The sequence below is a fragment of the Shewanella sp. Pdp11 genome, from assembly GCF_002838165.1.
In the GTDB taxonomy this organism is placed as follows: domain Bacteria; phylum Pseudomonadota; class Gammaproteobacteria; order Enterobacterales; family Shewanellaceae; genus Shewanella; species Shewanella hafniensis.
Map to the genome: position 1 here is coordinate 1,868,403 of NZ_CP015194.1, position 15,923 is coordinate 1,884,325.

General features: G+C 44.0%; 13 protein-coding genes. 7 read left to right on the plus strand and 6 right to left on the minus strand.

Annotated features, from left to right (window positions below; translation table 11 throughout):
• Positions 1-17: 17 nt before the first annotated feature.
• The 4 genes from AYJ58_RS08280 (at position 18) to AYJ58_RS08295 (ending at position 4,035) form a co-directional block, all read left to right on the plus strand.
• The gene (locus AYJ58_RS08280; protein WP_106649729.1) at positions 18-1,901 is read left to right on the plus strand and encodes a vWA domain-containing protein; all 1,884 of its coding nucleotides are present in this window, start codon (positions 18-20) and stop codon (positions 1,899-1,901) included.
• Positions 1,902-1,946: 45 nt separating this feature from the next.
• Positions 1,947-2,552 (plus strand): sigma-70 family RNA polymerase sigma factor, encoded by a 606-nt coding sequence (locus AYJ58_RS08285; protein WP_106649730.1) that lies wholly within the window; start codon positions 1,947-1,949, stop codon positions 2,550-2,552.
• A complete protein-coding gene (locus AYJ58_RS08290) occupies positions 2,545-3,267 on the plus strand; it encodes a hypothetical protein (protein ID WP_106649731.1) in 723 nt (240 codons plus the stop codon). The genes AYJ58_RS08285 and AYJ58_RS08290 overlap by 8 nt, the downstream gene beginning before the upstream one ends.
• 231 nt (positions 3,268-3,498) lie before the next feature.
• Entirely contained in the window at positions 3,499-4,035 is a 537-nt protein-coding gene (locus AYJ58_RS08295; protein ID WP_106649732.1) for a hemerythrin domain-containing protein, read from the plus strand.
• A 210-nt stretch (positions 4,036-4,245) separates the two neighbouring features.
• On the opposite strand, the gene AYJ58_RS08300 is transcribed toward AYJ58_RS08295, so the two are convergent.
• The 5 genes from AYJ58_RS08300 to AYJ58_RS08320 form a co-directional block, all read right to left on the minus strand.
• On the minus strand, positions 4,246-4,431 hold the full coding sequence (locus tag AYJ58_RS08300) for a DUF3545 family protein (protein ID WP_006080618.1): 186 nt from the start codon (positions 4,429-4,431) through the stop codon (positions 4,246-4,248).
• 216 nt (positions 4,432-4,647) lie between these two features.
• A complete protein-coding gene (gene pgi, locus AYJ58_RS08305; protein WP_106649733.1) occupies positions 4,648-6,285 on the minus strand; it encodes a glucose-6-phosphate isomerase in 1,638 nt (545 codons plus the stop codon).
• A gap of 19 nt (positions 6,286-6,304) precedes the next feature.
• A complete protein-coding gene (tal, locus tag AYJ58_RS08310) occupies positions 6,305-7,261 on the minus strand; it encodes a transaldolase (protein WP_106649734.1) in 957 nt (318 codons plus the stop codon).
• 249 nt (positions 7,262-7,510) lie between these two features.
• Positions 7,511-8,620, minus strand: coding sequence for an OmpA family protein (locus tag AYJ58_RS08315; RefSeq protein WP_198555637.1), 1,110 nt, complete (start codon positions 8,618-8,620; stop codon positions 7,511-7,513).
• Between the two features lie 239 nt (positions 8,621-8,859).
• Positions 8,860-11,226: a phosphoketolase family protein gene (locus AYJ58_RS08320; protein ID WP_106649736.1), complete on the minus strand. Its 2,367-nt coding sequence runs from the start codon at positions 11,224-11,226 to the stop codon at positions 8,860-8,862.
• A gap of 433 nt (positions 11,227-11,659) precedes the next feature.
• Here AYJ58_RS08320 and AYJ58_RS08325 point away from each other — a divergent pair, with 433 nt between their 5' ends.
• Together AYJ58_RS08325 and yaaA are read left to right on the plus strand one after the other, a co-directional pair.
• A complete protein-coding gene (locus tag AYJ58_RS08325; RefSeq protein ID WP_106649737.1) occupies positions 11,660-13,102 on the plus strand; it encodes an alanine/glycine:cation symporter family protein in 1,443 nt (480 codons plus the stop codon).
• Positions 13,103-13,231: 129 nt separating this feature from the next.
• Positions 13,232-14,005: a peroxide stress protein YaaA gene (yaaA, locus tag AYJ58_RS08330; RefSeq protein ID WP_012588328.1), complete on the plus strand. Its 774-nt coding sequence runs from the start codon at positions 13,232-13,234 to the stop codon at positions 14,003-14,005.
• 70 nt (positions 14,006-14,075) lie between these two features.
• Here yaaA and AYJ58_RS08335 read toward each other — a convergent pair whose 3' ends face one another.
• Positions 14,076-15,482: a M28 family metallopeptidase gene (locus AYJ58_RS08335; RefSeq protein ID WP_012588327.1), complete on the minus strand. Its 1,407-nt coding sequence runs from the start codon at positions 15,480-15,482 to the stop codon at positions 14,076-14,078.
• A gap of 136 nt (positions 15,483-15,618) precedes the next feature.
• Here AYJ58_RS08335 and AYJ58_RS08340 point away from each other — a divergent pair, with 136 nt between their 5' ends.
• The gene (locus AYJ58_RS08340) at positions 15,619-15,915 is read left to right on the plus strand and encodes an ArsR/SmtB family transcription factor (protein WP_006084975.1); all 297 of its coding nucleotides are present in this window, start codon (positions 15,619-15,621) and stop codon (positions 15,913-15,915) included.
• Positions 15,916-15,923: the final 8 nt, after the last annotated feature.

Sequence of the window (15,923 nt, forward strand, 5' to 3'; positions counted from 1 at the left end):
CATCAAAGGCATTCCACATGAAAACAAAATATTCCCCAAAAACCGTTTCAGTTTCCGATCCAACTTTCTACCTGCAACGGGGAAACGGTATCCCATCGGCGACCAATACGGCTGCTCTATTACTGGTCGCATTGAGTTTAACGGCCTGTGGCGGTAAAGGCGCCGAAGTTGAACATCGACAAGCCAAGCAGCAAGCTGAGCAACGTCATCAAGAAGCGTCGCAGCGCCAAGCTGAAATGCGTGATGCTGCTAAGGTTGAGATGGCGAGAGTGGCGGCGCCGATGCAAATGTCTAGCAATGGGGCAGTGATGGGAATGAGCATAGCGCCAATGCCGCGTGACTATGCCGCGATTCCGTTAGCGCAAAACAAATTCGAGCAGCAAGTGCAAAATGGCATCATGGTGGCAGGGGAGATCCCGGTATCGACGTTTTCCATCGATGTCGATACTGGCAGTTATGCCACTTTAAGATGGATGTTGAGGGAAGGGCGCTTACCCGAGAAAGGCACTGTCAGAGTTGAGGAAATGCTCAATTATTTTGCCTACGATTACCCCTTACCTGCTAAAAGCACTGCGCCGTTTAGCGTAACAACAGAGCTTGCACCTTCACCCTACAACGATGACATGATGTTGCTGCGGATTGGCCTTAAAGGTTATGACTTACCTAAATCTCAACTAGGCGCCAGCAACTTAGTTTTTTTGCTCGATGTGTCAGGTTCTATGGCGTCAGCGGATAAATTGCCTTTACTGCAAACGGCGTTAAAACTACTGACGGCGCAATTAAGCGCGCAGGATAAAGTCTCTATTGTGGTTTATGCTGGAGCGGCTGGTGTAGTGCTCGATGGTGCGTCGGGGAACGACACTCAAACCTTGACCTATGCGTTAGAGCAATTGAGCGCAGGAGGTTCAACCAACGGTGGTCAAGGGATCACGCAAGCCTATCAATTGGCGAAAAAGCATTTTATCCCCAATGGCATTAATCGAGTCATCCTTGCGACCGACGGGGATTTCAATGTTGGTGTAACAGATTTTGATGATTTGATTGCCTTGATTGAAAAGGAAAAAGATCATGGTATTGGCCTGACAACCTTAGGGTTTGGTTTGGGCAACTATAACGATCAACTGATGGAGCAACTGGCGGATAAGGGCAATGGCAACTATGCCTATATTGATACGCTTAATGAAGCGCGAAAAGTGCTGGTGGACGAGTTGAGTTCGACCTTATTCACTATCGCCAAAGACGTGAAAATACAGGTGGAGTTTAATCCGGCCTTAATCTCTGAATATCGTCTGATTGGTTATGAAAATCGCGCCTTAGCAAGGGAAGATTTTAATAACGATAAGGTGGATGCGGGCGAAATTGGCGCGGGTCATACAGTAACTGCCTTGTATGAATTAAGGTACGTTGAAGCAGGGAATCGGATGAATGATAAACTTAGATATGGCGTTGATGCTCAAACGGGGCAAGAGAAATACAGCCGCGAAGAAATCGCTTTTCTTAAACTAAGATACAAGTTGCCGGAGCAAACGCAGAGCCAGTTACTGAGTTATCCCATTAGGTTAGATCAAAGCGTTAAACAGTTAGAGCAAGCGAGTGATGATTTTAGATTTGCCGCCGCGGTTGCAGGGTTAGGACAATTACTGAATGGTAGTCATTATCTGCATCAATTTGATTATGCTCAGTTAAGCCAGTTAGCACGTTCGGCATTAGGGGATGATCCCTTTGGTTATCGCTATGAGTTTGTGCAGTTAATGGAAACCGCAGCAGCCATAGAGCAATCTAATCAGCTGCCAATTAAGAAAACATTCGATGGCTCGGATAAATCTTTTCCTCCACAGGATAAACGCTATGGTGAGCCAATGAGAGATAAGAGCAATCCGCGTAATGAGAGATTACAATAGTAAAAGTGAATACAGGGGGTTAACCCAAATGACGAGGAATTTTCCGTGGCATTAGCAATACCGCAAATACCAACCCATGAGCACTCAGATGAGCAATTGATGTTGTGCTATGCCAAGGGCGATTCAAAAGCATTTGAGCAGCTATACCTGAAGCACAAAGGCGCACTTTATCGCTACTTTGTGCGCCAGTTAGGCGATAAGCAGTTAGCTGAGGATTTATATCAAGAAACCTGGGGCCGGGTGATCCGTGCAGCAGCTAATTACGAGGCCAGTGCTAAGTTTACTACTTGGCTATATCGTATCGCCCATAACTTATTGATTGATCATGTTCGGGCGGTAAAACCCGTCGATTTAATCGCCACCGATGAGGACGAAACTGGACCCGATACTTTTGTGGCGAGTGAGCAAGATAAACCTGACGTGCAATGGCAAGAAGCGCAAAAGAGTTTATTGCTAAAGACCTGTATCGCACTGTTGCCCCAAGTCCAGAAAGAGGCATTTATCCTGAACATTGAAATGGGTTTTACGGCTGCCATTATTAGCGACATTGCGGGCGTAACTTTAGAAGCGACTAAGAGCCGTATTCGCTACGCTTACCAAAGTCTAAAGGATTGCGTCAGCGCGAAATGGCAGGAGGCGGGTCATGAGTAATTTATCTTCAAGTGCTGATGAGCGCGCATTACAACAAGAAGTGTTGGCTTGGTATCGTCAACAGGCCTTAGAAGTTCCACCGCAGCAACTCGACCAAGATATCTTACAGCTGGCGCAAACTCACTTAGCTGAAATGCATCAAAGCAAAATAACCGCTGTTGAGTCTCCAACTTCCGTCTGGCGCCGCCATCCTTGGGCATTATCGAGTGCGGCATCTTTGGTGCTTGTTGTGGGTTTATTGGTCCTTAATCGGCCGCAAACTGAAGATGTTATGGCTCCAAGTCCAATGGTGATGAGCGCTCCTGTACCTCAAGCCATGACAAGGATGGCCGATACGCAAGCGCTGCAATCTTCAAATATGCAAGCAGAAGCTGTGGCTAAGCATGAAATACAGACTCAAATGCAGCAAGCGAAGGCTGCAGCGGGTGCTGAGCGACAACATGATGCAAGCAGCCCTGCTATCGCTGCAAGGTCTATGAATACTCCGAGCAATGCTGAATCTTCAGGCACCGATAAAGTGCCACTTGGAGAGTCTTTGCATCTGTTAAGCGCTCTCATCGAAGCGAAGGAGACTGAGCAAGCATTAATGCTTGAGCAACAATTGCTTAAGGATTATCCGCAACTCGCCGTTGAGACGGTAGATAAAGCGTTGCTAAGCGAACCACAGCTTGAATTTAAAAAGCTTCAACAGCAGCTGCATCAGCTTGCTAAGTAAGTTTGTTGTGGTTTTAGTAATAAAAGCGTACTGAGCAATCCTAATGTGGTGAGAAAACCACTAAATGCCCCTGAGATTGGGAAAGACGTATGAGTGCGTGCGGTCTGTTTACAGTTTGGTATGTGATTTACTTGATCAACGTCATAAAGTGAACAGGATTTAGCCTGTTATATTGGTGTTAGTCCACGACTTGACTAGTATCAATAGTCAGAACTATATCCAGGAGGCATTATGCTTAAGAGACTCATGCATGATCATAAACATATGGCGGTATTGCTAAATGTTTTAAAAAACAAGCAGATGAAACTGTCCGAAGGTGAGTCAATCAATTTCATCGTGGTGCGGGATATCGTTGAATATATGCAGGGATATGCTGAGCGTTGCCATCATCCGGTTGAAGACATTATTTATGCCTACTATCTAGCGCATAAAGCCAATGACAATATCGATAAATTGAGTGCTGAACACGAGTTAGTGATCCAAGCCTCGGCGGCTTTGATGACGACGCTGAATCTGATCCTCAGTGATATTGTGGTTGCCCGTGAGAAACTGATTGTTGATTTTGCTGATTATGTTGCATTACAAGAGCGGCACATGCAAATGGAGGAGCGGGAAATATTCCCGTTATTGGCTAAAACCTTGACTGAACAAGATTGGCAGTTGATTGAGTCTGAGTGTCAGAAATCCTTGATTGATGATCCTTTGTTCTTAGATCGCGAGCAGAAAGAATTTGAGGATTTGCGGGCTTATCTAACAACGGCTGACTAGCATTGATTCACTCATAGGGCCCACCTTGTGGGCTTGAACCTAGGATTCAATACTACAGAGCGATGTTTTTTTTGCGTTAGCTTCTGTTACTCGCGAATCGTTATTCCCTTTTATTTCCCACCAGATCCGATAGTACAAATAAAAAAGCGCCGAAGGGCGCTTTTCTTGTTCATATTTGAGGCTAAGGGTTTAGCTCATCTCAACATGTGATTACAACTGGATGGCATCAATGTCGTAGTTAAAGTTATTATCGATTTCTTGGAGTTCTTTGAGCAAACGATGCTTATCTTTTAATGCTTCGATCTCACGCCATTTACGCTTTTTATTGGAGCCTCGCGAACGATCGGGTCTTTCAACGACTTCATCTAGCGCACAACCATAATCTAAACGATCCATGGTAACCTCCTGTTGTTGTATGTTTTGTCAGCGATTAAATAACATATTTTTAAAACAGGGTGCAAGAATTATGTTTCAATTGTGTTAAGTTGAAATGAACTTTGAGTGATATGTCGTTGATCTTCAGTGTGGTTTGAGAGCGGCGAGGAATTGAAAAGTTGAATAGAAATAATAGGATAAAATAAAAAAGCCAGCGATTGCTGGCTTTTTGTTCGATTAGATTTTGCCTTGTCGATAAAGGTTAATCAATGCGTTACTTGAGGCATCTAAGGCATCACAATTTTGCGTCGCACCGATGCGTGCTAACACATCGTTCCCCAGATCCTTACCGAGCTCTACACCCCATTGGTCAAAGGAGTTGATGTCCCAAATTGCACCTTGAACAAAGGTTCTGTGCTCATACAGGGCAATTAAAGCACCTAAGGTGCTCGGCGTGAGCTTATCCATGAGTAAGGTGTTGCTCGGCTTGTTACCTGGCATCACTTTATGTTTTGCGATCAGCTGCTTTTCAGTCGCAGATAATGCGCTATTAGCGAGTTCGACTAAGGCTTCATCAAAAGTGCGACCTTGCATTAGGGCTTGAGTCTGGCCAAAGCAGTTTGATGCTAGCTGATCATGGTGCTCTCCGATAGGATTATGACTTTGCAGTGGCATAATAAAATCGGCAGGGATCAGGGCAGTACCTTGGTGCAACAGCTGGTGATAGGCATGTTGGCCATTAGTGCCTTCGCCACCCCAAATTACTGGACCAGTACTGTAGTCAACATCTGTCCCGTTTAAGGTGACAGACTTACCATTACTTTCCATGTCGAGCTGTTGGAAGTAAGCCGGTAGACCACGTAGATAATGATCATATGTCAGTACAACATGGGACTGAGCATTGAAGAAATTACCGTACCATAGGGATAATAAGCCCATGATCACTGGCATGTTTTCTGTCAGTGGTGCATTGGCGAAGTGCTCATCCATTTGGTGGGCACCTGAGAGCAAGGCTCTGAAATTATCCATGCCAATCAAGAGTGCTATCGGTAAACCAATCGCTGACCAGAGTGAGTAACGACCGCCAACCCAATCCCACATAGGGAAAATATTGTCTGCATCAATCCCAAAATCCGTCGCTTTAGCGACGTTTGAGGTTACTGCGACAAAGTGTTTTGCCACATCTGACTGCAAACCGCCTTTTGCTAAGAACCATTCTCTGGCAGTGAGGGTATTGGTTAAGGTTTCCTGTGTGCCGAAAGATTTGGACGACATGATGAACAAGGTCGTTTCAGGATCCAGTAATTTCAATTTCTCACTGATAGAAGTCCCATCGACGTTTGCTACAAAGTGGCATGTTAACTCTGGGTTCCAATATGGGCGTAGCGCCTGAGAGACGATCTTTGGACCAAGGAAAGATCCACCGATACCGATACTGACAATATCGGTTATCGCTTTACCTGTGTAACCTTTCCATTGACCTGATGTCACTGAACTCACAAACCCTTGCATTTTATTCAGGGTTTGTTGGACTTCAGGAACTATGTCTTGACCCTCGGCAATAATCGATTGTTCCGCAGTGCTACGTAGCGCAGTGTGCAAAACGGCGCGCTTCTCTGTGGTGTTAATGATCTCACCCGCAAACATTGCTTTGATTTTTGCTTCAAGTTGACTATTGCTTGCCAACGCAAATAACAGATCAAGCGTTTCCGTCGTTGCTCTGTTTTTAGAGTAATCCAGTAATAAACCACAGGCAGTTAGCGACATTTTATTGAAACGTGCCGCGTCAGTGGCAAATAATTCCCTCATATGCGGTACATTTTTACTGTGTGCTGATAAAGCTTGCCATGTTGAGCTTTGGGTCAAGTGTGTCATCTCGCCGTCTCCAGAGTGCTTAGTTTGCTAGCTTAGCCGTGAGCATCACTTCGAGTTTGCCCTGGTCGATAGCAAAGTTTCGAATGCCTTCTGCAAGCTTATCAACTGCCATAGGATCTTGGTTAAAGTCCCAACGGAATTGCGCTTCTGTTAATGGAGCTTCGGCTGCGACAGTGCTGGTTGCCGGAACCAGTTTAGGAGTAATGTCGACTTGCGAATTAGCCAGTTCTTCTAACAGAGAAGGGCCAATCGTGAGACGATCGCAGCCTGCTAGTTCGATGATTTCACCGATATTACGGAAACTTGCGCCCATAACGACAGTATTAAAACCATGCTGTTTGTAATAATTATAGATTTCGGTAACAGAAATGACTCCTGGGTCATTTACGGCATCGTAGTCTTTACCTGTATCTTTTTTGTACCAATCAAGGATGCGGCCTACAAAAGGCGAAATTAGATAAGCACCAGCCTCGGCGCAAGCACGTGCTTGGGCAAAGCTAAATAGCAGAGTTAAGTTGCAGTTGATGCCTTCTTTCTCTAGCTCTTTAGCGGCACAAATGCCTTCCCATGTTGAAGCAAGTTTGATCAGAATACGTGATTTATCAACGCCCGCTTCTTTGTAGAGGCGAACCAGCTTATGGGCTTTCGCAATTGATTGTTCTTTATCGAATGATAAACGGGCATCAACTTCAGTTGAGATACGTCCAGGAACGAGTTTCAGTATTTCCACACCGATATTAACGGCGAGCTTATCGCTGGCATCATCAAGTTGCTGCGCGAGATCGGCACTTTGTGATTTTGCCCAATCGATAGCGTTATCTATGAGGGATTCGTATTCAGGAATTTGAGCCGCTTTCAAGATGAGTGATGGATTGGTTGTCGCATCTTCAGGTTGGTAGCGTTTAATCGCTTCGATGTCGCCAGTGTCAGCGACGATAGTGGTATATAACTTGAGTTGCTCTAATGTATTGGCCATGAAAAACATCCTTCTCAGGTAGCAGTCTTAACTCGGAATTCACTGATGACTATTAGAAGCGATTTTGCCAACTTTTCCAACCTTGAATGTAAAAAAATTACAAAAATGACAATTTTATGTCTATTTAGGTTTGGCTTGAGATACAGGCTCTCTCTTGGCTGTGGTAGAGGGCATCGCTTTTACTAGTGTATACCCCATAAAAACAAAAAGTCGCTGCAAGCAGCGACTTTTTTACGTCAATAAGTAATATTACTTAAGAACAGGTTGTTTAGCTGTAGTTGTCACAACGGCTTCGATGCGACGGTTAGCAGCATGGGCTTCTTTCGAGTCACCAGCAACCAGTGGCTGAGTCACACCGTAACCGTTAGAAGTTACGCGGCTTTGGCTGATACCATATTTCTCAACAAGAATTTTGGCAACGGCGTCAGCACGTTTGTCAGATAGCACCATGTTGTACTCTGGTTTACCTACGTTTGAGGCATGGCCAGCGATTTCAACAGTGAACTCTGGGTTCTTGTTCAGGTAGTTAGCTAGTCTTTCGATATCTTTGTAGAAAACAGGCTTAACTACAGCTGAATCGTTAGCAAACTGGATTGAACCCACGTCTTCTTTATTTTTTACGTTTTCGTAAATAGTACAGCCAACAGAGTCAACTTTATGTGTTGCTGGTGTGGCTGGACATTGGTCTTTGTCGTCATAGACGCCATCGTTGTCTGAGTCAACAGGTGCTGCTGCGATAACCGCTGCAGCAACAGGTGCTGCAACTGCTGGAGAACCGAAGCGGTAGCTTAATTCTAAGCCCCAGTAGTTGCTATCAGCTTGAACGATGTTGTAATCGTCATCCAGGTTTTCATAACGACGATATTTAGCTTGTAACTTCAGGTTATCTGTGAAGTTGTAACCCACACCAGCGCCAATATATGGAGCAAAGTCGTTTGTACTGTATTTGCTTGATTGAATGCCATTATTTTGGCTATTCTCAAGTGAATAATACATTGCACCCGCTTCAGCTGATAAGCTCCAGCGATTGGCTAGTGGCCAGATACCTACTAAGCCTAGCGTTGAACCTTTCACGCCAGCATCATTGCTGAAACCTGCTGCAGTCCAATCAGCATTACCCAAATCGCGGAAGCCGATTTCAGCGCCGAAGTAATCATTGAACATATAGCCTGCGAATACATCCCATGCATATGGGTCATCTTGACCATTCTGGGTCGCGATATGTTCATAGTTGTTAACGCCTAAACCTGCGCCAACATACCAAGGAGTGAGTTCTTGAGCCGCTGATACAGTGAAAGGTAATAGCGAGGCAAGCAGTACAAATTTTAATTTATGATTCATCATGTTCTCCAATTCCATTATTTATGATTCTCCACCAATATGTCTTGCTTTATGTGTGCAAAACATTGCTAGCACTTAATGTGGGGATCCTTTGGTATTGTAGCCAGCGGTTAATTATCACTTGGTTTGTTAAGTTTTACCAGTGTTAAGAGTTTCCTTTTTATAGTCACTCGTGCTGTAAGTTGTTTTTTAAACATAAAAAAGGCACTCCGAGGAATGCCTTTAAAATGAATTATTTTGTTATTTTTTAGTAAACTTTAACGTGTCCATACCCAATTCTCAATTTCTACTGGGTCGACACCATTGGCTTTAATATAGTTGCGGTGATCAACTAATCTTTGCAACATGTCAGTGGTGATGGAGACGTGCATAGTTTCATCAATGACGCCCTGTTGGAACAGTTTATAAGCCATATCAATTACTAGGTGATAACGTGATGTACCGTTACGAACGCCCATATCGAATGGAGTGGTTGTTGAACCTTCTTCTTCATAGCCTTTGATTCTGAAGCGACGGCTGCCTTTGTAATCAAATATTAACTTTTTGATCGTATTTGGATAACCGTGATAGTTGAACACCACGCCTTTATCTTGGGTAAATATTTCGTCCATTAACCAAGGTTTTTCTTTAAATTTGCGACTTCCTAGGCCATCACTGCTTAATTCTGTGACGCTAACGAAGCGAATTTTGACTCTTGGAAGCAGTTCTCTGATCAATACTAATGAAGCCATACATTCTTGAGTGACGTAATCACCACAACCTGCCAACACAATATCTGGATTCTCATCAGAGGCAAAATCCCAAACCATCACGCCATCTTTTGCTTGTTTACGCGCTTCTTCCAAGCTTAACCATTGTGGTAACTCTTTCTTACCCGCAACGAGAATATTGAGTTTGTCGCGGTCAGCATAAGCGCGTTCGGTATAAACTAAGGTGCTGTTGGCATCTGCTGGTAAATAAGCAGAGATAATTTTAGGATGCTTCTCTAGCATAGCGCCAAGGAAAGACGGGTTTTGATGCGAGTAGCCATTATGGTCTTGGCGTTCTAGCAACGAAGATAAAACGACGTTACATGCAGGCAGTGGCTTACGGAAGTGTACGCCTTGGCTCGCGTAGACGTATTTACAGTATTGGTCTGCCATCGATGAGATCACTTGTGAGAATGACTCATAGGTTGGGAACATACCGTGGCGGCCTGTGACTGTGTAACCGTGTAACATACCAAACAGCAAATTTTCAGAAAGCAGTTCAATGACTCGCCCTTCACGGGACATGTCTTCATCCCAGCTTTCAATTGGCCATTGCCATGCGCGATCGGTTTCTTCAAATACAGCTTGTAACTGATTTGAATAGGTTTCATCAGGGCTAAAAATACGTAGATTACGTTGATCACGGTTCAACTTGAATGCATCACGCATCCATTCGCCCATTTTCAGCATTGAATAACCACGGTGACCACGTGGTACTTCTGGGCCATAGCTAAGTTTTTCGAGATCGGGATTCGCTAACGCTCTAACGACTTCCCCGCCGTAACTCAAATGTTGACGACCACAGGCAAGTTGCTTAGGTGGAATTAATGAGCAAATGTCTGCATCAAAAATAAGCTCACCTTTATCATTCATTTGGTAAAGTTCTTGGAAGTTGTAACTGGCAAGCCAATTGTTTAGTGCATCCAGATGGCCTTTATCTGTAGCACATTTATTGACGATCACTTGATGTGATTCGCAGTTACCTTCGAGTTTCTTACCTTTATACTCACTGACACCTGTCCAACCTTTGGCGGTACGCATTAAAATCACTGGCCATTTAGGCTTAACCACATCTTCGCCACTACGGGCACGACGTTGGATATCATTGATCATGGCGTAAGCGGTATCCATGGCATTTGTCATTTGCACATAGATATCTTCTTCTAATTCGTTATCAACGATAATAGGGAAGTAGCCAAGACCACGGAATTCAAGATCCAGTTCTTCATGACTCATGCGTCCCATGCGGGTTGGGCCTGAAATTTTATAGCCATTGATATGCACAATCGGTAATACTGCACCGCTAGTCGCAGGAGATACTAAGCGATTTGCATACCAAGATGCGGCTAATGGCCCCGTTTCTGCTTCACCGTCACCAATTAAGACGGTGGCGATCAGATCTGGATTATCGAGAACAGCGCCCCAGCCTACTGAAAGTGAGTAGCCGAGTTCGCCACCTTCAAGAATTTGTCCTGGAGCTTCTGGGTTTGCATGTGAAGGATAGCCGTAAGCTGCGGAAAACTTCTTACAAATATCTTCGATACCCGTTTCATTGTAGGGAATTGTTTCAGGATAGAAATGGCTTAACGAACCCTCTATGAATAAGTTAGCTTGTACTGCAGGGAAACCATGACCTGGACCAACTAAATAGATGAATGAGCGATTGTGTTTAACAATCAATCTATTAATGTTGGCGTAAACAAAGTTAATGCCGGGGCAGGTACCCCAGTGGCCAAGTAAACGTGGTTTGATATCAGTATGGGCAAGTGGACGTTTATGTAAGACGTTTTGTTTGAGATAAATCTGCGAGGTCGCAAGAAAGTTAGTCGCTCTGACATATTTTTTCAGTGCATTGATTTCATGTATTTGTGTCATATAAAGCCTCACTAAAACAAACAAGAGATGATTGAAGTTTCTATGTGACTACTATATTTGTAATTTTATTACAAAAATGTGCCCTGCATCCAAATTTTAAAAGTTGTTTTTACTGTTAAAAATAATGTGCTAACTGTGCACTTTTGTTAATTCAGCTTTAACAGTGACTTAGCTTATGTTGTGAGACGTGATGTTGATGGTGTTTAACTGCGCAAACGCGAGCTTGATCACATGAGCAATTTCGAATACTGTGCTATTTTGCTGCGTTGAATTCGGTAGCCGTGATGTTGTAAATTCACGGAAGGATAATTTGAAAAAATAAATCTACCGAAATTCTTACCTTTAACTTGGAAGGATTCATTCACCACAGATGTTGTACCTCTAATTGCCATTCAATTTGAGGAGCATTTGCTACGGGAAGAAGTAAAATAATATGTTAGAAACCATAGTTAATTTTTTGAATGCGCTACTTTGGGGTAAGTTGTTAGTATATGGGCTAGTAGGAGCTGGTCTTTATTTTACCATTAGACTTGCCTTTATCCAGTTAACCCACTTTAAACATTCCATCAAAGTCATGACCATGAGTCGCCAAGGTTGCGATAGCGGTCTTTCATCATTTCAAGTCTTTTGTACCAGTATGGCGGCCCGTGTCGGTGCCGGTAATATGGCCGGTGTTGCAGTCGCTATTGGTGCTGCAGGTCCTGGTGCGGTATTTTGGATGTGGCTTATCGCTATTTTAGGTATGGCTACTGCTATGGTTGAATCAACCTTAGCGCAGGTTTACAAAGTACGTGATCATAACGGTCAGTTCCGCGGTGGTCCTTCTTACTACATGGAAAAAGGCTTGGGTCAGCGCTGGATGGGCATTTTATTTGCTATATTCCTGATCATTGCTTTTGGTCTGGTATTTAACGCGGTGCAAGCAAATACGATTACTGGAGCCATGGAGCGAGTTTTTGGGTTTAATCCAACTTATGTCGGGATTGGACTCGTGATTGCCAGTGGATTTGTTATTGTCGGTGGTCTGCGTAAAGTTGCCCGAGTTTCTGAGTTTATTGTTCCTATCATGGCATTAGCCTATATTCTCGTTGCCTTTATCATCGTTATTTTCAACCTTGATCAACTACCTGCGATTATTAGCTTAATTGTGAAAAGTGCTTTTGGTTGGCAAGAGGCTGCTGCCGGTGGTGTCGCTTATACTGTCGCGCAAGCTATGCAAGCGGGTATTGCACGCGGACTCTTTTCGAACGAAGCGGGTATGGGGAGCGCGGCGAATGTCGCGGCCAGTGCGTCGCCTAATCCGAACCATCCAGCATCCCAAGGTTTTGTACAAATGATGGGTGTGTTTGCTGACACTATTGTTATTTGTACTGCAACGGCTGCAATAATCCTACTATCAGGAGATATTGGCTCGAGTGACGATGGCATACGATTAACCATTAATGCTATGTCTACTCATGTTGGTGACTGGGGTGGGGCGTTTATTGCGGTAGCGATTTTCTTATTCTGCTTTACATCAATCATAGCCAATTACTCTTACGCTGAAACAAACGTTATGTTTTTAATGGGCAACAGTACCAAATTACTGCCTTTGTTCCGTTTGTGTGTATTGGGTATGGTGATGTTTGGTGCCGTGGCGAAGATAAGTCTGGTGTGGAACTTAGCCGACGTTTCTATGGGATTAATGGCGACAGTGAACATTATTGCGCTCTTACTGTTGTCAGGTTTGGCCATTCGCGTCATCAATGATTATCGCGAGCAGGTTAAAGCGGGTAAGACACCAGAGTTTGACCGCAGTAAGTTTCCTGAATTAATGGATCAACTTGATGATGACATTTGGCAAGATGCCAGTCTCAAGCCCGTTAAAAAGCCTTAGTTAACCCAAATTATCGACGACAAGTATTACTGATTGTCGTAATCGAAAAGACCACGCCGTTAAAGCGTGGTTTTTTTATGTTCGTTCAGTATCATAGACATGTCTTTTTGTTTCTGTTGGGAGTTTTTGATGTTGATATTGGTTTCGCCGGCGAAGACCTTAGATTTTGAACAGCCGCCACTGACTCAGGTGTATTCACAGCCTGATTTCTTAACTCATAGTCAGGAGTTGATCCAAGTTTGTCGGCAATTAACTCCTTCAGATATCGCGACTTTGATGAAGGTGAGCGATAAAATTGCGGGTTTAAATGCGGCGCGTTTCGGAGAGTGGCAACCAGACTTTAGTTTAGATAATGCTAAACAGGCCATTTTTGCCTTTAGAGGAGATGTGTATACCGGTTTTGATGCTGATAGCTTATCTGAGGATGAAATCGCCCAGACTCAGTCACAGCTGCGTATTCTATCGGGTCTCTATGGTTTGCTAAGGCCGCTGGATTTAATCATGCCTTACCGTTTAGAAATGGGAACGGCGCTTTCGAATCCAAAAGGTAAAAATCTATATGAATTTTGGGGTGATACCTTAACGCAAGCGGTAAATGAAGCGCTTGCAGAAAGTGGTAGCGATATTATTGTCAATCTTGCTTCTAATGAGTATTTCAAAGCGATAAAGCCTAAAAAACTGCAAGGGCAATTAATTTCCCCCGTATTTAAAGATTGTAAAAATGGTCAATATAAAGTGATCAGTTTTTTTGCTAAGCGTGCTAGGGGCATGATGGCGAGATATATCATCACCAATAAAGTGAATACGTTAGCTGAGTTAAAAGCATTTAATCTCGCGGGTTATTACTATAGTGAAGAGCAAAGTTCACCGACAAATCCAACATTTTTACGTGAAGAGCAATAGCGCAATATCGATAAGATGTTAATTGAGAGAGAACAGCTAATGCTGTTCTCTCTATTATTTTATCAATTATCTATTTTTCAGACTGAGTGCCCAAAGGTGTTAATGTCGCGGTTGAATTTGCCATGATATAAGCAAATTGTGCATAGGCGGCGACGTTTTGAGCCAATGCGGCGGGGGCAATTTTATCTAAGGTATCATTCGGTGTGTGATGGTAATCGAAGTAATCGTGACCATCTTGCCTTAATGATGCAACAGGTACGCCTAGAGCCGGCAGCATAGACACGTCAGGCCCGCCAGAAGCTTGGTTGTTGCCGAGTGCGACACCATTGAATGACATAGGGCTGAGTGCTTGCTGTACCTCTGTAAATGCGCTCTCATTGACCTGTGTATCGATTTGATAAATTCGGCCCGCCCCAAAATCGGATTCCGCTGCTATGTAGTGCAGTGGTAATTCCGATTTATGAGCCTCTGCATAGGCTTTACCGCCCACGAGCCCAATTTCTTCAGCGGCATATAGCACCACTCTGACAGTACGAGCGGGTTTTACTGGAAGATCTTGAATGTGCTTAGCTGCCGCCGTCACAATCGCGACACCCGCCCCATCATCAATCGCCCCCGTACCTTCATCCCAAGAATCTAAATGAGCGCCAATGAGCACGATTTCATTGGGCTTACTGCTGCCAGTTACTTCGGCAATGACATTGTAAGACGTATTAAAACCTGCATTTTTTGGTGACATCTGCAACTCAAGTAGAGCATCAGGATTGCGTTTTAGTAATGCATCGACCAAATCGGCATCAGGGTTTGACATGGCTGCCGCAGGGATCTTTGGCACGTCATCTTGGTAGCGCATAACACCTGTATGGGCCATGCGGTCATGATCTGTGCCAATAGAGCGGATCACGATCGCAACTGCGCCTTTTTGCGCTGCTGCGACGGCACCTTTTGAGCGGCCACCAACACTTTTGCCATAGCCTTCACCAGTAATGTGGCGCTCGGTTTTTTGGTCAATAAACGCAATCTTACCTTGCACGTCTTCAGGCTTGGCTTGTTGTAGTGCCTCTAGGCTATCAAAACGTGCGATTTTAGCCTGTAAACCGCCTGCTGGTGTCGCAACGCTGCCACCAAGCGCAGTAATGACCAGCGGCTGCTCGACAGGGAAGGTTATTTTGGCTTTGGCTTCACCGCGTTCCCAAATGGGTACTTGTACTGGTTCTTTATAAACGCGGTCAAATCCAAGGCTGGTCAGTTTATTTATCGCCCAGTTAACGGCGATGATATCTTTTGGGCCTCCAGCTAGTCTTGGACCTACTTCAACCGTGAGAGATTCGACTATGTCATAACCTAATTGTGAAGCTAATGCTGTCTGTTGTAATTTAATGACGTCACTTGTCGGGGCTGTTTCTACTTGAGTTTGGCACGCACTTAAACTCCCGATTAAAAGACTCGAGAGAAGTGTAGTTTGATAGGGCTTCATTAGATTTCCTTTATTTTTATTAAGCATGTCCCATTTTTAAAAACAATCTAGCAAAAAGTGTGCTTTATGTCCCGACTATATCCGTAAGGCGACGCTATATTAGCGCAGGGGTTAGTTTTAGGAGAGAAAGTGCGTAATGAATATTGAATTAATGCAGGAGCGAGCCGATCATGCCGTAGTGCTATTAAAGGCACTTGCGAACGAACGCCGTTTATTTATTCTTTGTTATTTATTGAATGAAGGAGAAATGTGCGTTGGCGAAATGAATAAAAAATTAGGCTTAAGTCAATCGGCCCTATCACAACATCTTGCTTGGTTACGCAAAGATAATTTAGTAACCACACGCAAAGAAGCGCAAACGGTATTTTATTCACTCAAGAGTGATGAAGTACGGGAGATGATCCACTTATTGAACAACATTTATTGTCATTAATAGTGTTT